This window comes from Staphylococcus sp. HMSC06C11, assembly GCF_001808345.1.
Lineage (GTDB): Bacteria > Bacillota > Bacilli > Staphylococcales > Staphylococcaceae > Staphylococcus > Staphylococcus capitis.
The window spans coordinates 79,890-103,210 of sequence record NZ_KV793038.1; the positions used below are offsets into that span (position 1 = coordinate 79,890).

Here is a 23,321-nt window from a genome sequence, read left to right on the forward strand (position 1 = left end):
GTAAATATGACAGAACAGAAGGAACATAGAGAAACAGAGTATCGACGTCACACTGGCACAACATCGACACCTTCTAGGCGACGAAATAAAAAAAGACTACGCAAATTACCTTTTATCATTTTAATCATTCTCATCATTCTTATTTCAATAATTGTCTATATCACTCATCAATATAATAGTGGTATGAAGTATGCGAAAGAGCATGCTAAAGATGTAAAGATGCATCAATTTAATGGAGCCGTTAAAAATGATGGCAAAATATCTGTATTAGTACTTGGAGCAGATAAAGCTCAAAGCGGTAAATCTCGTACAGACTCAATTATGGTTGTACAATACGACTATATTAATAAAAAAATGAAAATGATGTCTGTAATGAGAGATATTTACGCAGATATCCCTGGTTATGATAAATACAAAATTAATGCAGCTTATTCACTTGGTGGACCTGAGTTACTAAGAAAGACACTTAATAAAAATTTAGGTATCAATCCTGAATATTATGCGGTAGTAGATTTCACTGGATTTGAGAAAATGGTTGATGAACTTGAACCTAATGGTGTACCTATAGACGTAGAGAAGGACATGTCTGAAAATATAGGTGTTTCATTGAAAAAAGGTCATCATAGATTAAATGGTAAAGAGCTATTAGGTTATGCGAGATTCCGTCACGATGCTGAAGGAGATTTCGGGCGTGTTCGCCGTCAACAACAAGTTATGCAAACTTTAAAACAAGAGTTAGTAAATTTTAATACCGTTGCAAAACTTCCGAAAGTTGCAGGTATTTTAAGAGGATACGTTAATACTGATATGCCTAATTCAGCTATTTTCCAAACTGGATTAAGCTTTGGTATTCGTGGTGATAAAGATGTTAAATCACTAACTGTACCTGTTAAAAACACGTATCAAGATATTAATACTAATAATGATGGTAGTGCGCTTCAAATTGATAAAGAAAAAAATAAAAAAACAATTCAAGACTTTTTCGATGATTAAAACTAAGATGATTAGAAAAAATAAGTGATAAAATAATTGAATCCCTGAGATGATAGCTTCTATGGTAAATAGCTTTCATTTCAGGGATTTTGCGTTTTATTGATCTGATTTTCTTACTCCACCAACGGCGTAATGGCTCTTTTTCATTTCTTCGATTACGACGTGGATGGCCTCTTTGTTTGCTCCAGTAGTTTTTTCTACTGCATCTGTAACCTCATTCACTAAATCTTTTAATTGATCATCTGTACGTCCTTCTAATAACTTTACATTTACGATTGGCATATCATGCATCCTCCTTAATTAATTAGAAATGTCTTCTTTAGTATATCACGAAATTAACGATAGAGATTTAAATTAAATAGAACATTCGTTCTTGTTTGCATTGAATAAGAACACGTGTTCGTATATAATAGATTTCGTAAGGGAGGCATAGTTATGTATGACTATAATCTATTAGAGGATAGAGATGTATTATGCATTGATCAGAAGAGCTTTTTTGCGAGTGTGTCATGTATGGAGAAGGGCTTGGATCCTTTAGAAACCAAGTTAGCAGTAGTAGCTGATACGAAAAGGCAGGGGTCAGTAGTGTTGGCTGCTACACCGAAATTGAAAGAAATAGGTATAAAAACGGGATCTAGATTGTTTGAAATACCACATCGAAATGATATTTATATCATTAACCCAAGTATGAGAAAGTATTTAAATGTTTCTGTTGCTATTTCAAAAATTGCACTACGTTATGTACCACCTGAAGACTTACATCAATATAGTATTGATGAATTTTTTATGGATGTCACAGATAGTTATCATAGGTTTAGTTCTACAGTTTATGCGTTTTGCGAACGATTAAAAAAAGAGATACTGGAAGAGACAGGTATCCATTGCACTGTTGGTATAGGTTCTAATATGTTATTAAGCAAAATAGCAATGGATATAGAAGCAAAGCATACAGAAGATGGAATTGCAGAATGGCGTTATCAAGATATACCTGATAAGTTATGGCCTATTCAACCGTTAAGAGATTTCTGGGGTATTAATAAACGTACTGAAGCGAAATTAAATAAGAGAGGGATATTTACAATTGGCGATTTAGCACAATATCCTTATCGCTATTTAAAGAGAGATTTTGGTATTTTAGGCGTAGATATGCATTTACATGCTAACGGTATTGATCAAAGTAAAGTAAGAGAAAAATACAAAGTAACAAATCCTTCAATATGTAAAAGTCAAATTTTGATGAGAGATTATCGATTTGAGGAATCAAAAGTAGTCATGCAAGAACTCATTGAAGATGTAGCAAGTAGATTAAGAGCACAGAAAAAATTAGCGCGTACGATACATTTTTCATTTGGTTATGCCGATGATGGAGGTGTACACAAGCAGTATACTTTAGAAGATCCTACAAATTTAGAAAGAGATATTTTTAAAGTGATTAATTATTTTGCGAATCGATTATGTGATAAAAATGCTTTGTATAGGACGCTAAGTGTATCTTTAACACAGTTTGTAGATGAACAAGATCGACAGTTAAATTTATTTATTGATGAGTATGAGCGTAAACGAGATGAAAAACTAGCTAAAACAATTGACCATTTACACCTAAAATATGGTAGAGGTATCGTTTCTAAAGCGACATCTTATACTGAAGCAGGGACTAAGCATGGTCGATTAGGACTTATGGCTGGCCACAAAATGTAGGTGATTAACGTTAAAAATTTAGAAATAATCCCCTAAAGCGATGATTGATATGTTATTCATCACACTTTAGGGGACTTATATTATTCAATATAGGTATCGAAATTTTTTAAAGCTTTGATACCACGTTCTCGATCTTCAGGATTTTTAAAGCTTATTTGCAATGCGCCATAGATATCTTCACGGACTTCTAAAATTTTAAGGTTGCTTATAGAAATGTTATGTAAACTTAAGATATGTGTAACTTTGCTTATCATACCCGGTTTATCCGGAATGTCTACATATAGATCATACGCCACAGATAGGGCACCTCGTTGTTTAGCGGGTAGGCGATCACGATAATTTTTAGCTTTAGCAAAGAACTCGTAAATGTTTTCATCATTGTTAGAATTTATCATCTTTTCAAATGCTGTAATTTGATTTTTTAGTTCATTTAACAAAGACAAAATATGCGTTTGGTTATTTAAAGTGATATCTTTCCACATTTGAGCATTACTACTGGCAATTCGCGTAATATCTCTAAAACCTCCAGCAGCTAATTTTTCTACTAATTCATGGTGATTTATATGATTGGCACTCAAGTGTACTAAGCTAGATGCGATAATATGAGGGACATGACTAACTACACCAGTTACAAAATCATGTTCATCAGCATTCGTTGTAATAAACTTAGCTAAAGTATGCTTGAATAAATTTTGTAAATATTTAGCTGCTTCTTGATTTTCTTTTTCATTAAATACAAGAATGTAATAGGCGTTTTCAAATAAATGCTTTTTAGAGTTTAATACTCCAGATTTATGACTTCCTGCCATAGGATGACCACCGACTAAATGAATATTGTTATCTAGTAGTTGTTGTTCAAAAGTTTGAATAGTAGATTTAGTGCTTCCGGTATCGGTCACTATCAAATGAGGCTTGGTTTTATAATTGGGAAGTTCTGATAAATACTTAATTGTTTGTTCTACAGGCGTTGCATAAACAATGACATCAGCTTTTTCAACTGCGGTTTTGTAATCAGTTATTTTTTTATCAATAATACCAATGGACAATGCTTTATCTAACTGTGTTTCATTAGCGTCAAAAGCCATAATTTGTACGTCGGAATTATAATATTTTAAATTACTAGCTAAACTACCACCAATAAGACCAAGGCCAACAAATAATATGTGTTGCATAAACAATCACCTTATTTCGAAATTTTCAGAATAGTATTATTGTAAATGAGAGAAGAAAAGTAAGCAATACTCTAAAATAGTAATCTATAATTGTTAGAGTATAAAGGTGGTTTAGTTTAAAATAAAAAGTGATTTAAGAAAAAAGGGGGATAATATGAGCGGAATTTTAGAAACTATAAAAACATTAACTGAAATCAATAGCCCATCTGGTAATGCTGACGAAGCGATTAATTATGTCAAAAACTATGTTGAAGATCTAGGTTATCATACAAAAGTTACTAATAAAGGCGGACTCCTTATTACTGTTGATGGTACAAATGAAAATAAACAGCGGTGTATAACAGCACATGTTGATACATTAGGGGCAATGGTTAAAGAGATTAAAGAAAATGGCAGATTAGCTTTAGACTTAATAGGTGGATTTCACTTTAATGCTATAGAAGGTGAGTATTGTGAAATTCAAACCCAAAACGGTCAAACATTTTCAGGAACAATTTGTCTACATGAAACGAGCGTACATGTTTACAAAGATAACCACAATATTCCAAGAGATAAAGAGCATATGGAAGTAAGAATTGATGAAATAACTCATAATGCTCAAGAAACAAAAGATTTAGGCATAGAAGTAGGTGATTTCATATCATTTGATCCTAGAACAGTTATCACTCAATCAGGATTTATTAAGTCTAGACATCTAGATGATAAAGCGAGTGTCGGAATGATTCTAGAACTTTTGAAAAAGCTCAAAAACGAAGGTACAAAATTACCACATACAACACAATTTTATATTTCTAACAATGAAGAAATAGGGTATGGTGCAAATTCAAGCATTTCAGAAGATATTGTCGAATTTATAGCTTTAGATATGGGAGCGCTAGGAGATGGTCAATCTTCAAATGAATATACTGTTTCAATTTGCGCAAAAGATGGATCTGGTCCATACCATAAAGCACTAAAAAATCATCTAATTAACCTTTGTAAAATTAATGACATACCATACAAAGTAGATATTTATCCATATTATAGTTCAGATGCTTCAGCAGCTCTAAAAGCAGGATCTGATATTCGTCATGGTTTATTCGGAGCAGGTATTGAATCCTCACATGCAATGGAGAGAACACACTTAGATTCGATTAATGCCACTCAAGAATTACTTTATGCTTATTGTTTGTCGCCAATCAATGAATAAAAAAAACAAGTTTATATTGACAAAGTTAACATTAATATGTATGATACTGAATAATTAGAAAAATCAGACAATTTGAATGAATAAGTAGTTACTGCATGTTGTAGCACTAAGAAAGCTAATGGTTGATGTAAATTAGCACAATGCAATAAACGAATTGGGCTTTCAAATTACAATTAAATAATTTAAAAGTGAACAAATAAAATTGTTAACTAAGGTGGCACCACGGTAACGCGTCCTTATTGCGAGATAAGCGTTATTGTGGTGTTTTTTAAGCAAAATGTAGTATTTAAAGAATAGGTAGCAACAGAAAGTTAGTGGTTGATGTAAACTAACACCTACTTTGAAGAAATTGGGTTTTGTGAAATAAAAAATAAATACAAAGAGTGAGTTTTGAATATTACGAATATTCGGCTAATTAAGGTGGTACCACGCGTCAGCGTCCTTTTTCATAAGGAGGCTGATTTTTTAATGGAAAGGAGAAGAAATATGGATGTAGTTTATAAAAAGTTAAATGCGCTAATGACGCCAGAAGCTTTAGCACAATTAGGAGAAGCAAAAATTATATTTGAAAGTACAAATCAAGATAAATTAAAAGGAAGATACTCCATCGTTGTCTTAGAAGACTATGGTTCAGTTACTCTTGATAATAATCAATTAATTATTAATACAAGAGAAAAAATAAAAGTGGTGAATGAACATCCGTATGATTATTTAAAAAGTTTAGTCAATCAGTACTACGCGAATATTGCAGATGATCAATTGAAGCATTTACCTTTTATTTCAGGTTTTATAGGGACGTGTAGTTTTGATCTTGTAAGGAATGAGTTTCCTAAACTTCAAGAAATTGAATTAGATGATCATCGGGATCATGACGTTAAATTTTATCTGGTAGAAGATACTTATGTTTTTGATCACTATAAAGATGAGTTGTATGTGATTTCAACAAATTTATTCTCAAATACTTCTAAATCTCAGTTGGAAGCAAAAGTTAAACAAAGAATTGATGATTTAAAAAACATCAATTTAGCTCATGAAAGAATAAAGTTGAAACAACCTGAACGACAAATTGAGACAAATATAGGAGAACAAGAATTTTTAAAAATAATAACAGAATTAAAAAAGAAAATCGCAGAAGGGGATATGTTCCAAGTTGTGCCTTCAAGAATTTATTATTACAAGCATAACTTTGTAACTCATTTGCATCAATTAAGTTTTCAACTTTATCAAAAATTAAAGAGACAAAATCCTAGTCCATATATGTATTATATGAATAAAGATATTCCTATAGTCGTAGGCAGTTCACCTGAAAGTTTCGTTAGAGTTAAAGATGGATTGGTTTATACCAATCCAATAGCTGGAACTACTAAACGAGGTGCTAATAAAGATGAAGATAAGAAAAATAGTCACGCTTTACTTAAGGACGAAAAAGAGATAAGTGAACATAGTATGCTTGTAGATTTAGGTAGAAATGATATTCATAGAATTAGTAAAGTAGGAACTTCTAAAATCACAAAGTTAATGGAAATTGAGAAATATGAACATGTCATGCACATAGTGAGTGAAGTCGTAGGTGAATTAAAGGAGAATTTATCTCCAATGAGTGTCATTGCAAGTTTATTACCCACAGGTACAGTATCGGGGGCACCAAAATTAAGGGCCATTCAAAGGATTTATGAAGCTTATCCGTTTAAACGAGGGATTTATAGTGGGGGAGTTGGCTACATCAATTGTAATCATAATTTAGATTTCGCGCTTGCTATACGTACTATGCTCATAGACGACAAACAAGTAAACATTGAAGCAGGTTGTGGTGTAGTTTATGATTCCATACCTGAGAAAGAACTCGAAGAAACTAAACTGAAAGCAAAGAGTTTACTGGAGGTGACTCCATGATTTTAATTATAGATAACTATGATTCTTTTACCTATAATCTCGTAGATATAGTATCAAAACAAGCAGATGTGATTGTTAAATTTCCCGATGACAGTGAAATTTATGAACTTAAAAATATCTCAGCAGTTATTATTTCTCCAGGTCCAGGGCATCCATTAGATAATAATTTATTGATTAAATTAATTGAATATTTCGAAAACAAACCGATATTAGGTGTCTGCCTAGGATCACAAGCATTGACTTGTTATTACGGTGGAGAAGTTATTCAAGGACTAAAAATTATGCATGGTAAAGTGGATGATTTAGAAATAGTGAAATCAACACCTTTGTACCAAGGTTTACCTAATCATTTTAAAATAATGCGATATCACTCATTAATAAGTAATCCTAAAACATTTCCATCCGCTTTAGAAATTACTGGTCAAACGATAGATTGCATACAGTCATTTCAACATAAATACAAAAAACATTATGGAATCCAATATCATCCTGAATCCTTTGCAACAGAACATGGAGAAAAAATAATTAACAACTTTGTAAGACTAGCAATGAAAGGTAGTTAAAAAATGAAATTATTAAAAGATATTGAAGATAATAGACAGTTAACGGAAGAACATATGAAGGAATTTATCGATACTCTTCTTAATCCAAATGTGAAGGAAGACAATAAACTTAAGTTATTAAAGTCTTACACTAAAAAGGAAATGCAACAAATTGAACTAACCTATTTAGTTAAACATCTTATAAGCACAATGTATCCAGTTCAACCCTATTATGAAGGAGCGATGTGCGTTTGTGGTACTGGAGGAGATGGTTCAAACAGTTTCAATATATCAACAACAGTAGCATTCATAGTAGCAAGTGCCGGCGTACCGGTAGTTAAACATGGCAATAAAAGTATCACATCGTATTCAGGTAGTACTGATGTTCTTCAAGCAATGGGGATTCAAACAAGTGAAGTAGCTAGTGTGATAAAACAATTAGATACAAAAGGTCTCTCTTTCATTAGTGCCACTGATTCTTATCCAATTATGAAATACATCCAACCCATTAGGAAGCAGATAAAGTCTCCTACAATATTTAATTTAGTAGGGCCTCTTATCAACCCATTCAAACTTACTTATCAAGTGATGGGTGTCTATGATGTTACACAACTAGGTAAGATTGCTCAAACTATCAAAGATTTAGGTAGGAAGAGAGCTATTGTCGTTCATGGTGCAAATGGTATGGATGAGGCAACGCTATCGGGAGACAATATCATTTATGAAATTAACCAAAATAAGCCAATCAAACAATATATAATTAATGCTAAAGATTATGATTTAGCTGTTGCTGACAATGATGTGCTCAAAGGGGGAACACCTGAAGAAAATAAAAATATAGCCATAAATATATTAAATGGAAACGATCAATCGAGTAAAAGAGATGTCGTTATACTCAATGCAGCAATTGCTTTATACGTGGCTGAAAAAGCAAAAGATATTCACTCAGGTATTAAACTAGTACGTCATCTTATAGACAGTGGTCAGGCTATGAAACAGTATTTAAAGATGGGGGTGTAGTGATGACGATACTTAATGAAATAGTTAATCATAAAAAGTCACTACTTAAAGAAGGATATTATCAACAAAAATTAGAAGAATTAGAATATGTTGATGTTTCTAATAAGAAGAAATTAATAAATGCATTGAAAAATGAAAAAAAGTTATCGGTTATTGCAGAAATAAAGTCTAAAAGTCCAACGCTAAAACAATTACCTCATAGAAACTTAATAGATCAAGTAAAAGAATATGAATTATATGGTGCAAATGCAATTTCAATCTTAACAGATGAAAAATACTTTGGTGGTAGTTTCGAAAGATTGAGTGAACTCACCGTCGAAACATCTTTACCAGTACTGTGTAAAGATTTTATAGTAGATAAAATTCAAATTGACGTAGCTAAAAAAGCAGGTGCTTCTATTGTTTTGCTTATTGTTAACATTCTCACAGACAAAGAGTTAAAAACTTTATATGATTATGCAACAGAACTTAACTTAGAAGTTTTAGTTGAGGTTCATGATAGAAATGAATTAAATAGAGCACATCAATTATCGCCAAAAATAATTGGAGTTAATAATCGAGATTTGAAACGGTTTGTTACTAACGTGGAACATACGAACCAAATTTTAAAATTTAAAAAGAAAGGATTTCATTATATTTCAGAAAGCGGTATTCATAGTACTCATGATGTTGAGCACATTTTACAGTCAGGTATAGATGGCCTACTAGTGGGTGAATCATTAATGAAATGCAACGACTTAAGTCAATTTTTACCAAGCTTAAAAATGGAGAAGATTCATCAATGATTTTAAAATTTTGCGGGTTTAAAAGTGAAGAAGATATCGAAAAGGTTAAAAATCTAAATGTTGATGCAATAGGGTTTATCCATTTTCCTAGAAGTAAACGACACGTGAGTATGAATCAATTAAAATTACTGTCCAAACGAGTTCCAGACCATATTTATCGCGTGGTAGTCTTGGTAAATCCAACATTAGACTTAGTTAAGCAAGTCTTCAATGAAACTAATATCAACGTAATACAACTTCATGGAAGTGAGTCTATTCAATTAATAAAAGCAATTAGAAAGTTAAGTCCTACGATTAAAATTTTTAAAGCAATTCCTGCTGATAAATATTTAAATAGAAATATTGAAAAATATGAGAAAACCGTTGATTTATTTATTATTGATACGCCATCTCAAAATTATGGTGGAACAGGTAATACATATGATTGGAATGTGCTTAGTAATATTCGAAAATCACGTTTTTTAATAGCTGGCGGGTTAGATATAAATCATATTAGTAAACTAAAATACCTTAAATTAGGTCAGAGCGGTTACGATATTGCTAGTGGGATTGAGACAGATAATATTAAAGATTTAGCAAAAATGACGCAAATTATAAAAATAATTAAAGGAGATGAAAGAAATGAACATACAAACAGAAGCTGACGAGCTAGGGTTTTTCGGTGAATATGGTGGCCAGTATGTCCCTGAAACACTGATGCCTGCAATCATAGAACTCAAAAAAGCTTATCAACAGGCTAAACAAGATGAATCATTCCAAGAGGAGCTCGCAAATTATTTAAAAGACTATGTCGGAAGAGAAACACCACTTACTTACGCTAAATCATTTACCGAAGATTTAGGAGGAGCCAAAATATATTTAAAACGTGAAGACTTAAATCATACTGGGGCACATAAAATTAATAACGCTTTAGGTCAAGCATTGTTGGCGAAGCGTATGGGAAAAACAAAATTAGTTGCTGAAACAGGTGCTGGGCAACATGGTGTGGCGAGTGCCACAGTAGCTGCTTTATTCGATATGGAGCTCATCGTTTTTATGGGAAAAGAAGATGTTAAAAGACAACAATTGAATGTATTTAGAATGGAACTTCTAGGCGCAAAAGTTGTTTCAGTAGAAGAAGGACAAGGAACATTGTCTGATGCTGTCAATAGAGCTTTAAAATATTGGGTAAGCCATGTAGAGGACACACATTATTTATTAGGTTCAGCCTTAGGACCTGATCCTTTTCCTACAATGGTTAGAGATTTCCAAAGTGTGATTGGAAACGAAATAAAAAGACAAATTAATCAAAAAGAAGGGCGTTTACCAGAGGCTATAGTTGCATGTGTAGGTGGGGGTTCTAATGCGATAGGGACCTTCCATCCATTTATTAATGATGACGTAAAACTTTACGGGGTTGAAGCTGCAGGTAAAGGAGTTAACTCAAATAAACATGCATTAGCTATAGGAAAGGGAAAACCTGGTGTTCTACATGGATCTTGTATCTTATTCAAGATGAGGATGGACAGATAGAGTTAGCCCATTCAATATCTGCAGGACTAGATTACCCAGGAATAGGTCCGGAACATTCATATTATAATGATATAGGTAGAGTGAAATATGTAAATGCCTCTGATGAAGAAGCCATGGAAGCTCTAATAAGATTCTCTAGAGCTGAAGGTATTATTCCTGCAATTGAAAGTGCTCATGCGATTAGTTATGTTGAAAAGTTAGCTCCAAAAATGAGAAAAGATGAAATTATTGTTATTACTGTCTCTGGTAGAGGGGATAAAGATATGGAAACAATTAGAAATTATACTGAAAGTCGTGGTGATATAGATGAGTAAGTTATTTATTCCTTATATAATGGGAAATTTAAAGTTTATTGAGAACTTAAAGATACTAAGTGAAGCAGGTGCTGATATTATAGAAATTGGTGTTCCTTTTTCAGATCCAGTAGCGGACGGTTCAACAATCATGAACGCTGGAGCAAAAGCCGTTGAAGAAGGCGTGAATATTAATTTTATATTTGAACAGCTAATTAAAAATAAAGAGACTATAACTTCTAAATATGTTTTAATGACCTATTATAATATTATCTCATCATTTGGGGAGAATGAATTTTTAAATAAATGTGAGGAAGCAGGTGTATATGGTTTAATCATTCCAGATTTGCCGTTTGAACTAACCCAAAAGTTTAAAAAAGATTTCCCTAATGAGAAAGTTAAATTAATCTCACTTATAGCAATGACTACTTCTGAGGAAAGAATTAAAAATATTGCTAAAAAGGCAGAAGGTTTTATTTACACGGTTACGATGAATGCTACTACTGGAGAAAATGGTCAGTTTCACCCTGAATTAAAAAGAAAAATCGAATTAATTAAAGGTGTCACAGATGTACCTGTGGTTGCTGGATTCGGTATTAGAAATCAAGAACATGTGAAAGATATTGGACGTATAGCAGATGGCGTTGTCATCGGCAGTGAAATTGTAAAAAGATTCGCTGAGAGTGATCCTAGTGAGATGTTTCAATTTTTAAGAAGCATAAGAAAGACACTCGATCAAATTTAAAATGGCAGTTAATAGGTTGGGATAAATGGGTGTTCCAACCTTTTTTTAATTTTGAGGGGATAGCTATATTAAATTTATATTTGAATATTTCATAGCTAATCAGGGTAAATTAATTTTATAACAAGTTAAAGAGGTGAAAGTGAATGAGTAAAAAAGTATTATTTGTTCTAACTAGTACGAGTCAGTATCCTGATGGTACGGAAACTGGTTTATGGTTAGAAGAAGCCGGAGAACCTTATGATATTCTTAGAAACGAAGGGATTGATGTTGATATAGCGTCAATCAAAGGTGGTAAGGTTAACTTAGACCCTAACTCCACTTCAGATGAGTTATTAAACAAATATACTTCATTTACTTCGCAGTTAAATCATACACCAAGTATTGAAGACATTGATGTTGATGAGTATGAAGCAATTTATTTACCAGGTGGTCATGGCACAGTTTTTGATTTTGCTAATAATGAAAAATTGGCAAATATTTTAGTACATTTTAGAGACCATGATAAAATTATTTCATCAGTTTGTCACGGACCAAGTGCATTTGTTGGTGTTAAAACAAGTAATGGTAAATATCTTGTTGATGGTATACGCTTAACCGCTTTTACTGATAGTGAAGAAAAAGCAATGGGACTGGAAGATAAAGTACCATTTTTAACGCAATCTAAATTAGAAGAACAAGGTGCTCATTTCATTACAAGTGATGATTTTACTTCACATTTAGAAGAGGATCGTAAGTTTATTACTGGTCAAAATCCTCAATCAAGCGAAGTCATTGGTAAAGCACTTGTAAATGCATTAAAATAAAACTGGTTACAAAATAATATGGGCTCAAACCTTTGTTTAGTCCATATTATTTTTTACATAATTATTCAAATCTAAAGTTGATTACCAATTTAGTGCAATTTTTAAATTAGTTAATATTTTAGTTTTGGGTTTAACTATTGTATACTTGTTAAGATTAGAAGTATAGATAACATATATAATCATAAAGTTACATATAATGTATATTTAACAACAATCTATCATACTTAATGTTAAATAAAGAGAGTTATAAAGAGATTAATAGGAGTTATGATAATGAAGTTTACGAATTTAACAGCCAAAGAATTTAGTGACTTTACTGATCAAATGCCTTATAGCCATTTTACTCAGATGGAAGGTAATTATGAACTTAAAGTTGCTGAAGGAACGGATTCACATCTTGTAGGAATTAAAAATAATGACAATCAAGTGATTGCTGCATGTTTATTAACTGCTGTACCTGTAATGAAAATTTTTAAATATTTTTATTCAAATCGCGGGCCAGTAATTGATTATGATAATAAAGAACTTGTTCACTTTTTCTTTAATGAACTAAGTAAATACGTAAAAAAGTATAACTGTCTTTATCTAAGAGTTGACCCTTATCTTCCATACCAATACTTAAATCATGATGGTGAAATTATTGGAAATGCTGGCCATGATTGGTTTTTCAATAAAATGGAAGAATTAGGATTTGAACATGAAGGCTTTCATAAAGGCTTCCATCCTATATTACAAGTAAGATACCATTCTGTTTTAGATTTAAAAGATAAAACATCTAAAGATATTCTTAAAGGAATGGATAGTTTAAGAAAGCGAAATACTAAGAAAGTACAAAAAAATGGTGTTAAAGTTCGTTTCCTATCCGAAGATGAATTACCTATTTTCAGATCATTTATGGAAGATACTACTGAAACGAAAGAATTCGCTGATAGAGATGATAGTTTCTATTATAATAGATTCAAACATTTCAAAGACAGAGTGTTAGTACCATTAGCATATATTGATTTCGATGAATATATCGAGGAACTTAATAATGAAAGAGATGTTCTCAATAAGGATTTAAATAAAGCGCTTAAAGATATTGAGAAGAGACCTGACAATAAGAAAGCTTATAACAAAAAGGATAATCTTCAACAACAATTAGATGCAAATCAACAAAAAATTGATGAAGCTAAAAATTTACAACAAGAACATGGTAATGAATTACCTATTTCAGCAGGATACTTTTTCATTAATCCTTTTGAGGTTGTATATTACGCCGGTGGTACTTCAAATCGTTATCGTCATTATGCTGGTAGTTATGCAATTCAATGGAAAATGATAAACTATGCTTTAGAACATGGTATTGATCGTTATAATTTTTATGGAGTTAGTGGGGACTTCAGTGAAGACGCTGAAGATGTAGGAGTAATTAAGTTCAAAAAAGGCTATAACGCTGATGTTATTGAATATGTAGGTGATTTTATAAAACCAATCAATAAACCTATGTATGCAATCTATAACGCACTTAAAAAGTTAAAGAAATAGATTTTTTAGGAAGGGAATTATCTAATTATGAAATTTACAGAGTTAACAGTTAAAGAATTCGAAAACTTTGTACAAAATCCATCATTAGAAAGCCATTATTTTCAGGTGAAGGAAAATATTGCTACGCGTGAAGCAGATGGATTCCAAGTTGTATTATTAGGTGTTAAAGATGATGACAATAGAGTAATTGCAGCAAGTCTTTTCTCTAAAATTCCTACAATGGGAAGTTATGTATATTATTCAAATCGTGGTCCAGTTATGGATTATTCAGATTTAGGTTTAGTTGATTTTTATTTAAGAGAATTGGAAAATTATCTACACCAACATCAATGTTTATACGTAAAATTAGATCCTTATTGGATATATCAAGTTCATGATAAAGATATCAATCCTTTAACTGAGAAGAACGATGCTTTAGTTAACCTCTTTAAATCACATGGTTATGACCACCATGGTTTCACAACTGAATATGATACTTCTAGCCAAGTAAGATGGATGGGCGTTTTAGATTTAGAAGGTAAGACACCTTCTTCACTGAAAAAGGAATTTGATAGTCAACGTAAAAGAAATATTAATAAAGCGATAAACTATGGAATTAAAGTAAGATTTCTTGAGAGAGATGAATTTGATAAATTCTTAGATTTATATCGCGAAACTGAAGCTAGAACAGGCTTTGTATCTAAAACAGATCAATATTTCTATAACTTCATTGATCACTATGGCGATAAAGTTCTTTTACCATTGGCCTATATAGACTTAGATGAATACATAGAAAAAGTTCAACATTCTTTAAATGATAAAGAGAATCGTCGTGATGATATGATGGCTAAAGAAAATAAAAATGATAAGCAATTAAGAAAAATTGCCGAATTAGATAAACAAATTGAGCATGACAAAAAAGAATTACTAAATGCTAGTGAGATTCGTCAAACTGAAGGATCCATTCTAAACTTAGCAGCAGGTGTATACTTCGCTAATGCATATGAAGTCAATTATTTCTCAGGAGGTTCTTCAGAAAAGTTCAACCAATATATGGGACCTTATGCAATGCATTGGCATATGATAAATTATTGCTTCGATAATGGTTACGCAAGATATAACTTTTATGGTTTATCTGGTGACTTTACTAAAGATAGTGAAGATTATGGTGTTTATCGCTTTAAGAGAGGATTTAATGTTCAAATTGAAGAATTAATTGGCGATTTTTATAAACCAATTAATAAAGTGAAATATTGGTTATTCACGACATTAGATCGTATACGTAGTAAGGTTAAAAAATAAATATCTATATTTGAGAGCATATTGGGGTAGAGCCAATATGCTCTTTTACCATATTAGAGAAGGGTTGGAAAACTCTAACTGGTTAGTGTAGGTAGAATATAAATCTTAGTTGTCGAAATCATGTTGTTCCCTACACATTTAATAATAGCATATTATTTTTATTGCACAATAATGCTCTTAGATTAATTTTAAATAAAGTTTTTATATCTATAAGAGTTGCTATTATTATAATCGTTTAAATAAAGAGAGAATAACAAATTTGAATGATGAAGTTTTTATAAAAAGCTAAAAATGAAGTTTATACAACTGATCTTTTCTAAATTTTTTTGGAAGTTTGTTAATTTAATCGACAGTATACTAAATATTTTTAAAGCGAAGTATAGTATATAGGTGATTATAAAAGCATTATGTAAACTAAGGGGATTTCATCTAATCTAAAGCACCTTATAACAAGTGATTGAGAGGCAATTTGGGGCATACATCAATTAAAAAAGTGATATTAAAGTTTGTTTTAATTAAATACAGCAAATTTATGGTGATTATTATCCAACAATGGCTTGTAATTTAGCAAATTAAGTATATAAACAAACGCTTATGGCAGATATTTACGCCTTAACTCTATAGCGATAAGTTATAATAAGCTCGTACGATTGCATAGCGCATAATAATCTTGGAGATTTAGTGGCTGTGTTAGAAGAAATAATTCAAATTAATTCAGCACACATTTAAAATACTAATAATAACCATAATTATAATAATCAGTTGTATATATGCGCGCTGGGATGTTTTTAATCTTTTAGTTTACATAATATATATTATAGGAAGTTATGTATATTTGTTCAGGGGACCTTACCTGTTGTCTATAAAATATCACTTACTTGCGTTATTTGTTGTTTAACTATTTGTTTTATTTCTCTATTGTCTTACATTATTAATAAGCTAGATTACAATCATTACTCAACACATATGTTTCTAAAATCTCATCCTTTATGATATTAGTTAATAAAAATTGCAACTATATATTTATTCACACTTTTAAATCTAATGAGTAGCTATAGTTAATCATTTTGATGTATTTTGTATGCTATACTGAATTCATTATTACTAAATTTGGAGTGACTCGATAATGAATTTTATTTTTGATATAGATGGTACGATTTGTTTTGATGGTCATCATGTTGACCAATCTATTAAACATCGGCTTGTAAAACTCAAAAATGCTCACAATAATGTAATATTCGCATCTGCACGTCCTATAAGAGATTTGCTACCAGTAATTCCTGAATTTGCGGATTATACTTTAATTGGTGGAAATGGAGCTATTATTTCTCAAAACGGACAAATCGAAATCATTTCGGAAATAGACGTTCATGATATCACGCTTATCAAACAAATCATTAAGCAATACAATTTAACGTATATCATTGATGATAAATTCAATTACTCGACAAATCTAAATGCTGATACTGAATTATATCAGCGTATAGACCCTAATCGTACGGCACAATCTTTACATATGGATGCTATAAAGGATCCGATTAAGGCTATACTTTTAAATATTAAATCTGAAGAATTTGATACTATTGCTAATACTTTAGAAACTGAATCCATTGGAGTTGAGCTTATACAGCATTACAATGAGTCATATATTGACGTTACTGCTCAAGGTATAGATAAACATACGACGATTCAGTACATATTAGGTGCTGATGCGGATTATATCGCATTCGGCAATGATCATAATGATATACATATGTTAAATAATGCTTCTCATGGTTATTTCGTCTCAAATGCTAATGTAGAGTATCAATCTTTTTTAAAGAACCCTAATATAGAAGTTATAAATAATACTAATGAAGCAATTTGTAATGTATTAGACAAATATCTTTAAGAGGTATTAATCGTAGAACATAAAAATCAATATAAAACTCCCCACTCAATATCAAGCATGTATTATGTGGGGAGTTTCTATTATTCAAATGTTTCAATTAATAATTTAGTGTACTCATTACGTTCAGAATCAAATAATTCATTTGTTTTGAAATCATCAACAATTAATCCATCTTTTAAAACGATAATTCGATTTGTTAAACGTTGCAACACTGATAAATCGTGTGATATAACAATCATCGTTTGAGGTATGTCAATTTCGGATTTCAATAAGAAATCAATTACCTTTTGTTCTGCGATAACATCAAGATTTGATGTTATTTCATCGCATATCAAGATGTCTGGTTGAGCTAGTAAAGTTCTTATAATATTTAATCTCTGCAATTGACCGCCGCTTACCTCATTAGGATACTTTTGCAACAATTGATGAGATAAGTGAAAAGCATCTAAATGATTTAAAATTTGTTCTTTTATAAATGAAGCTTTAACTTTTTTGTAATAAATAAGGGGCTCCTCTAATGATTGTTGAATTGTATAGTGTCTATCAAAACTTTCAAATGCATGTTGATATATAGGCAATACACGTTTGGAATCTACAGTAACTTTACCTCTTATAGATTTGAATTCATTTAATATTAGTTTAACTAGGGTAGTTTTACCTGCCCCGCTCTCACCTAGAATACCTATCTTTTCATTTTCTTTAATGTCTAAATTAATACCATTAAGTACTGGATGATTTTTACTATATTCATAATAGACGTTTTGTAATCTTATCATTATTCATTTATCTCCCTTTGACTCAAGGTATTTCTGTTTTCTAATAATTGTTTTGTATAGGAATGAGATACTCTATTTTCTAAGAGGTTGCCAACTTTACCAGTCTCTACCACTTCCCCACGTTTCATAACAGTAAAATAATCTCCATAACGAAGGACATGATTCATATTATGTGTAATAAGGAGTACCGTATTACGATGATCTTTAACAATGTGTTGAAGCAGTTGCATTATTTTATGACCATTAACCACATCTAATGAAGCTACAGGTTCATCTGCGATAATAAGTTTAGGATCTAGCATTAGTACACTAGCAATATATACGCGTTCTAGCTGACCACCTGAAAGTTCAAAGCTATATTTTTTTATAATATTAGAATCATCTAAATTCACCCATTTTAATGCATTCTTTATCTTTTCTAATGCTTCAGAACGACTTGCATCATAGTGAGTACGGTATATTGCGATGAGTTGTTTTTCTAAACGTATATGTTCGTTAAAGCTTTGAGCGTAATTTTGAGAAATATAACCAATGTCCTTACCTAAAAATTTTTTTATGTCACGAGCCTCATTATTCTCAAATTGATATTCCGTAAAACTCATATCAAGACCTTTAGGTAAATAATTTAACAGTGCTCTAGCTGTGAGACTTTTACCTGCCCCACTTTCTCCAATAATTACATTTAAGATTCCTTTGCGGACATCTAAGTTTAGGTTTTTAATTAAACTTGTACCATTTAGATCGCTAATGTTAAGATTTTTAATTTTTAAAAGAGTCAAACTCGGCACCTCTCTTCTCTAATAAGCGGTCTCGAATTGCATCACCAGTAAGATTGAATAACAATATTGTGATTGAAATAAGTGTGGCTGGTGCAATAATCATAATAGGATGAGACGTGATGAAATTTCGTCCTGCTTGAAGCATAGCTCCCCATTCAGGAGAAGGCGGTTGTGCCCCTAATCCTAAGAATGATAGCGAACTAATGTATAAAATAATTTTACCGAAATCAACTACCATAATGACCAAAATAGATGGTATGACCTTTGGTAATAAATGTTTAAATAGAATATTAAAAGTTGAAACATTGAATAGTTTAGCCATTTTGATATAGGAATAATTCATTTCAGAATTAACAATCCCTCTCGTTACACTTGTATAATTCATCCATTTAATAAGTGTAATCGCAATGACTAAATTCCATATACTTGGATGAAAAAAGCTTGCTAAAGCAATCATTATGACAAACTCTGGAATACTTAAACCGATATCGATAACCCTCATAATGATTGAATCAATAATCCCTTTTTTATAGCCTGCCAAAAGACCCAATGGCACACCTATTAAAATAGTAAAAAGTAACGTAAGTAAGGTAATGAATAAAGTTGTACGAGCGCCTATGATAAGACGGCTAAACAAATCGCGACCATAATCGTCAGTACCTAATAAATGTTTGAAGCTTATAGGTTTAAACGTCTCTGATAAATGAACATTGAAAGCTGCGTCTGGACTTACAAATAATTGTAAGGCAATGATTATAAAGATATAAATACCAAACACATAAAAAATATAATTACGGTTGGCTAGTTTACGCTTCATGACGATCACCTTCTTGTCTATGCTGGCTTTGGCGAGAGGATTTGAAAATATTTATTCCGTCTTTAGTGTTATAACGTTGTTTAGGATCCATCATCAAACTTAAAATATCTGCAATCGTATTGATAATCACTACGAAACAGCCTATAAATAAAACGCAACCTTGTATTAAAGGATAGTCTCTTGATTTGATGCTATCTACTAAAATGTAACCTAAACCTGGAATATCGAATAAGTTTTCAATGACTACAGTGCCCCCTATTAAACTACCTACTGATAAACCTAATAATGGGATAATGGGAAGTAATGAAGGTTTAAAGATGTCGTTAAATAAAATATAACGTTCTGACATGCCTCGTAACCTAGAAGCTTCCACAATTGGACTTTGGTATTGTTCTAATAAATTAGATCGAATGAGTCGAATATAATATGCACACATTCCAATGCTCATTGTAAGTATAGGTAATACATATATGGCTATAGACCCCTCCTCCGATGTTGGTAAGAGATTGAGTTTTTGATTAAAAATAAATAATAAAATTAATCCAATAAAAAATGAAGGTAAGCTTACCGAAAGAGAAGTAAAAACACGTATCAAATGATCTAAAGTTTTGTGATAGTTTAATGCCGCAAAAATACCTAATGGTATAGAAATAATCATAGAAACAATTAGAGTGCCAAAGGTAATAATCAATGTTGGGCCAATATAACTTGCGATTTCTTGTGTTACTGGTTCATTAGTTTGAAAACTTGTACCTAAATTGAAGTGTAATAAATGACTCATCCAGTGCCACCATTGAACAAATATAGAGTCATTTAAACCTAATTTCTGTTCTGTTGCTTGAATTTGGGATTGAGAAACCTGAGTTGTATTAAGATGAAGGATTTTATTAACAGGATTACCTGGTGATAATTTCATCAGAATGAATGTGAGCGTTGTGATTACAAACAGAACAATCATCATTTGCAATATTTTGGAAATGATTGTTTTAAACATCATAGAAGCATCCTTCCACTTTAAATGAATTAAATATTTATATAATAAAATTTAACATTAAATTGTTTTTGTTATCATCTTTCTATTATTATAGTAGTGATTTTAAAAAAATAATAGTAAGAGCGTTAAATAAAAAAGACTCAACACTTTCGAATTACCAAATGTGCGGAGTCTTTAAAAAATTTTATTTACGAAAACGATGTCTCGACTTTTTAAAATCGTCATCATCTTCATATTTACGAATTTCTTTCTCAAGTTTATTTTTCTTACGCTCACGTCGCCATTTACGAGTAAAGAACCACAATAAGAAACTTATGATTAAACTCATTATAGCTAAAAAGGCAGCATAACCTAATAAAGGTTGATAAGAAATATCATGGAAATTTGGAATAAAGAATGCTAATAATGCTAAAACTACAAACGTAATGATTGCGGCCGAAAACCATTTATGTAAAACAAGAGTACAGAATACTGTTAACAAAATCATTGCTAAGATAGTAATCCATAAATAATTAGGCATATCAAAAATTGTCATTATACTATCTCCTCATTCTCTAATTAATAATAATTTTATTATACTATTGATGTGCATTAAACTACTCAGGCTCAAGTAGGAAAGTTTTATAAATCACGCTTAATTCTAACCTATTCATGATACAAGATTAAATATTTAATTCCCTGCTTATATATTAGATAAACAAACAATTAGATAACCACATGAAATGTTATTCTGAATTGAGTTTTGTATAATATAAGTAATTCTAATTTAAGGAGTGTGTGACTGATGACACAAGGTCTACCTTTAAGAAAAGATGTTCCAAAGCAAGAAACATGGGACCTCAAAGATCTTTTTATTAATGATGAAGCATTTTATGAAACTTTAAATCAAGTACTTAAGTCTTCTAAAGAGTTTAATTCTAAATATAAAAATCAACTTACTAACATTGAGAATGTCGAACGAGCGTTGAAAGATTATGAGGACATTTTAGTGCAATTAGATCGCCTATATAATTATCCTGAATTAAGAGTTAGTGTTGATACTTCTAATGAAGAAGCACAAAAAGTAAATGCTAAACTCAATACGATGTCTGGAAAAATTGCTGGTTTATTATCATTTGTAGATTCAGAAATCTTGGCATTGTCCGAGGAAACGTTAAATGAATTACAAGAAAATACTAATTATCCTCACTTTATTAAGAGATTACATGATAGAAAGCCGTATCAATTATCAACTGAAGTAGAACAAGTACTTGCCACATTAACACCTACCTTAAGAAGTCCGTTTGAATTATATGGCACTACTAAAAGTTTGGATATAGACTTCGAGTCATTTGAACATAATGGTGTTACCTATCCATTGGATTACGCAACTTTTGAAAATGAATACGAAGATCATCCAGATGTTGAATTTAGAAGAAAGAGTTTTAAAACATTTAGTGATGCTATACGTAAATATCAAAATACAACGGCAGCTACATATAACATGCAAGTGCAACAAGAGAAAATTGAAGCGGATTTACGTGGGTATGACTCCGTAATAGATTATTTACTTCAAGAACAAGAAGTTACGCGTGATATGTTTGACCGTCAAATTGATGTCATTATGAGTGATTTAGCTCCTGTAATGCAGAAATATGCTAAACTCATTCAACGTGTACATGGTCTTGATAAAATGCGCTTTGAAGATTTGAAAATATCTATTGACCCAAGTTATGAACCTGATATATCTATTGAAACTTCAAAAGAATATATTTATGGAGCGCTTAACGTTTTAGGTGATGATTATTTAAATATGTTAGAAACTGCTTACAACAATCGTTGGATTGATTTCGCACAAAATAAAGGTAAAGAGACAGGCGCTTATTGTGCGAGCCCTTACTTTACGCACTCTTATGTGTTTATCTCTTGGACAGGCAAAATGGCTGAAACTTTCGTTCTTGCTCATGAGTTAGGTCATGCAGGACATTTTAAATTAGCACAAGACCATCAAAATTTACTGGAATCTGAGGCATCAATGTACTTTGTTGAAGCGCCTTCTACAATGAATGAAATGTTAATGGCTAACTACCTATTTAACAGTAGTAATGATCCTAAATTCAAACGTTGGGTGATTGGTTCAATTCTATCAAGAACTTATTACCACAATATGGTAACGCATTTATTAGAAGCTGCATATCAACGTAAAGTATATCAATTAGTAGATGAAGGAGAATCACTCACAGCTCCGATCCTAAATAAAATTATGCTAGATGTGTACGAAACATTCTTCGGTAATGTGGTTGAAATGACTGATGGCGTCGAACTAACATGGATGCGTCAGCCACATTATTATATGGGTTTATATTCATACACGTACTCTGCTGGTTTAACTATTGGTACAGTTGTATCTCAAAAAATTAAAAATGAAGGTCAACCAGCTGTAGATAACTGGTTAAATACATTAAAAGCTGGCGGTAGTATGTCTCCAGTTGAATTAGCTCAAACTGCCGGTGTTGATATCACTACTGAAGCTCCATTAAAAGCTACAATAAAGTATATCTCAGAGTTGGTGGATGAATTAGAGAGATTAACAGATGAAATTGAAGCTGAATAAAGAATAATTGAATATGAA

Annotated in this window: 21 protein-coding genes and 1 pseudogene; 15 read left to right on the top strand and 7 right to left on the bottom strand. The window is 31.4% G+C overall.

Annotated features, from left to right (window positions below; all coding sequences use genetic code 11):
* Positions 1 to 6 precede the first annotated feature (6 nt).
* On the top strand, positions 7 to 993 hold the full coding sequence (locus tag HMPREF3154_RS03900; RefSeq protein WP_023350317.1) for an LCP family protein: 987 nt from the start codon (positions 7 to 9) through the stop codon (positions 991 to 993).
* 96 nt (positions 994 to 1,089) lie between these two features.
* Here HMPREF3154_RS03900 and HMPREF3154_RS03905 read toward each other — a convergent pair whose 3' ends face one another.
* Positions 1,090 to 1,275 (bottom strand): 2-hydroxymuconate tautomerase, encoded by a 186-nt coding sequence (locus HMPREF3154_RS03905; RefSeq protein WP_023350316.1) that lies wholly within the window; start codon positions 1,273 to 1,275, stop codon positions 1,090 to 1,092.
* Between the two features lie 153 nt (positions 1,276 to 1,428).
* On the opposite strand from HMPREF3154_RS03905, the gene HMPREF3154_RS03910 reads away from it, so the two are divergent.
* Positions 1,429 to 2,691 carry a Y-family DNA polymerase gene (locus HMPREF3154_RS03910; protein ID WP_023350315.1) on the top strand — a complete coding sequence of 421 codons (1,263 nt, stop codon included), beginning with the start codon at positions 1,429 to 1,431 and terminating at the stop codon, positions 2,689 to 2,691.
* A gap of 80 nt (positions 2,692 to 2,771) precedes the next feature.
* Here HMPREF3154_RS03910 and HMPREF3154_RS03915 read toward each other — a convergent pair whose 3' ends face one another.
* Positions 2,772 to 3,863: a prephenate dehydrogenase gene (locus HMPREF3154_RS03915; RefSeq protein WP_049326460.1), complete on the bottom strand. Its 1,092-nt coding sequence runs from the start codon at positions 3,861 to 3,863 to the stop codon at positions 2,772 to 2,774.
* 154 nt (positions 3,864 to 4,017) lie between these two features.
* On the opposite strand from HMPREF3154_RS03915, the gene HMPREF3154_RS03920 reads away from it, so the two are divergent.
* From HMPREF3154_RS03920 to HMPREF3154_RS03975, 12 genes and pseudogenes are all read left to right on the top strand, one after another.
* The gene (locus HMPREF3154_RS03920) at positions 4,018 to 5,052 is read left to right on the top strand and encodes a M42 family metallopeptidase (RefSeq protein WP_023350313.1); all 1,035 of its coding nucleotides are present in this window, start codon (positions 4,018 to 4,020) and stop codon (positions 5,050 to 5,052) included.
* 486 nt (positions 5,053 to 5,538) lie between these two features.
* Positions 5,539 to 6,945 carry an anthranilate synthase component I gene (locus HMPREF3154_RS03925; protein WP_023350312.1) on the top strand — a complete coding sequence of 469 codons (1,407 nt, stop codon included), beginning with the start codon at positions 5,539 to 5,541 and terminating at the stop codon, positions 6,943 to 6,945.
* The gene (locus tag HMPREF3154_RS03930; protein ID WP_030062722.1) at positions 6,942 to 7,508 is read left to right on the top strand and encodes an anthranilate synthase component II; all 567 of its coding nucleotides are present in this window, start codon (positions 6,942 to 6,944) and stop codon (positions 7,506 to 7,508) included. Before HMPREF3154_RS03925 ends, HMPREF3154_RS03930 begins: the two co-directional genes overlap by 4 nt.
* Positions 7,509 to 7,511: 3 nt before the next feature.
* Positions 7,512 to 8,507, top strand: a complete 996-nt coding sequence (gene trpD / locus HMPREF3154_RS03935) for an anthranilate phosphoribosyltransferase (RefSeq protein ID WP_023350310.1) — start codon at positions 7,512 to 7,514, stop codon at positions 8,505 to 8,507.
* A gap of 2 nt (positions 8,508 to 8,509) precedes the next feature.
* A complete protein-coding gene (gene trpC / locus HMPREF3154_RS03940) occupies positions 8,510 to 9,292 on the top strand; it encodes an indole-3-glycerol phosphate synthase TrpC (protein ID WP_070474382.1) in 783 nt (260 codons plus the stop codon).
* Positions 9,289 to 9,936, top strand: coding sequence for a phosphoribosylanthranilate isomerase (locus HMPREF3154_RS03945; RefSeq protein WP_023350308.1), 648 nt, complete (start codon positions 9,289 to 9,291; stop codon positions 9,934 to 9,936). Before trpC ends, HMPREF3154_RS03945 begins: the two co-directional genes overlap by 4 nt.
* Positions 9,914 to 11,118: pseudogene (gene trpB / locus HMPREF3154_RS03950) on the top strand (tryptophan synthase subunit beta). The gene HMPREF3154_RS03945 and the pseudogene trpB overlap by 23 nt, the downstream one beginning before the upstream one ends.
* The gene (gene trpA, locus HMPREF3154_RS03955; RefSeq protein WP_023350307.1) at positions 11,111 to 11,842 is read left to right on the top strand and encodes a tryptophan synthase subunit alpha; all 732 of its coding nucleotides are present in this window, start codon (positions 11,111 to 11,113) and stop codon (positions 11,840 to 11,842) included. Before trpB ends, trpA begins: the two are co-directional and overlap by 8 nt.
* 143 nt (positions 11,843 to 11,985) lie before the next feature.
* The gene (locus tag HMPREF3154_RS03960; protein ID WP_002433580.1) at positions 11,986 to 12,645 is read left to right on the top strand and encodes a type 1 glutamine amidotransferase domain-containing protein; all 660 of its coding nucleotides are present in this window, start codon (positions 11,986 to 11,988) and stop codon (positions 12,643 to 12,645) included.
* A gap of 273 nt (positions 12,646 to 12,918) precedes the next feature.
* Positions 12,919 to 14,172: an aminoacyltransferase gene (locus HMPREF3154_RS03965; RefSeq protein ID WP_023350306.1), complete on the top strand. Its 1,254-nt coding sequence runs from the start codon at positions 12,919 to 12,921 to the stop codon at positions 14,170 to 14,172.
* 27 nt (positions 14,173 to 14,199) lie between these two features.
* Positions 14,200 to 15,453, top strand: coding sequence for an aminoacyltransferase (locus HMPREF3154_RS03970; protein ID WP_023350305.1), 1,254 nt, complete (start codon positions 14,200 to 14,202; stop codon positions 15,451 to 15,453).
* A 1,126-nt stretch (positions 15,454 to 16,579) separates the two neighbouring features.
* Positions 16,580 to 17,344 carry an HAD-IIB family hydrolase gene (locus HMPREF3154_RS03975; protein WP_023350304.1) on the top strand — a complete coding sequence of 255 codons (765 nt, stop codon included), beginning with the start codon at positions 16,580 to 16,582 and terminating at the stop codon, positions 17,342 to 17,344.
* Between the two features lie 80 nt (positions 17,345 to 17,424).
* On the opposite strand, the gene HMPREF3154_RS03980 is transcribed toward HMPREF3154_RS03975, so the two are convergent.
* From HMPREF3154_RS03980 to HMPREF3154_RS04000, 5 genes are all read right to left on the bottom strand, one after another.
* A complete protein-coding gene (locus HMPREF3154_RS03980; RefSeq protein WP_002433571.1) occupies positions 17,425 to 18,120 on the bottom strand; it encodes an ATP-binding cassette domain-containing protein in 696 nt (231 codons plus the stop codon).
* Positions 18,120 to 18,899, bottom strand: coding sequence for an ATP-binding cassette domain-containing protein (locus tag HMPREF3154_RS03985; RefSeq protein WP_030062719.1), 780 nt, complete (start codon positions 18,897 to 18,899; stop codon positions 18,120 to 18,122). Before HMPREF3154_RS03985 ends, HMPREF3154_RS03980 begins: the two co-directional genes overlap by 1 nt.
* A complete protein-coding gene (gene nikC, locus HMPREF3154_RS03990) occupies positions 18,880 to 19,716 on the bottom strand; it encodes a nickel transporter permease (protein ID WP_002433971.1) in 837 nt (278 codons plus the stop codon). Before nikC ends, HMPREF3154_RS03985 begins: the two co-directional genes overlap by 20 nt.
* On the bottom strand, positions 19,706 to 20,710 hold the full coding sequence (gene nikB, locus HMPREF3154_RS03995; RefSeq protein ID WP_030062718.1) for a nickel ABC transporter permease: 1,005 nt from the start codon (positions 20,708 to 20,710) through the stop codon (positions 19,706 to 19,708). The genes nikC and nikB overlap by 11 nt, the downstream gene beginning before the upstream one ends.
* A 184-nt stretch (positions 20,711 to 20,894) precedes the next feature.
* Positions 20,895 to 21,245 (bottom strand): membrane protein, encoded by a 351-nt coding sequence (locus tag HMPREF3154_RS04000; protein ID WP_002433873.1) that lies wholly within the window; start codon positions 21,243 to 21,245, stop codon positions 20,895 to 20,897.
* 249 nt (positions 21,246 to 21,494) lie between these two features.
* On the opposite strand from HMPREF3154_RS04000, the gene pepF reads away from it, so the two are divergent.
* On the top strand, positions 21,495 to 23,303 hold the full coding sequence (gene pepF, locus HMPREF3154_RS04005; RefSeq protein WP_023350301.1) for an oligoendopeptidase F: 1,809 nt from the start codon (positions 21,495 to 21,497) through the stop codon (positions 23,301 to 23,303).
* Positions 23,304 to 23,321: the final 18 nt, after the last annotated feature.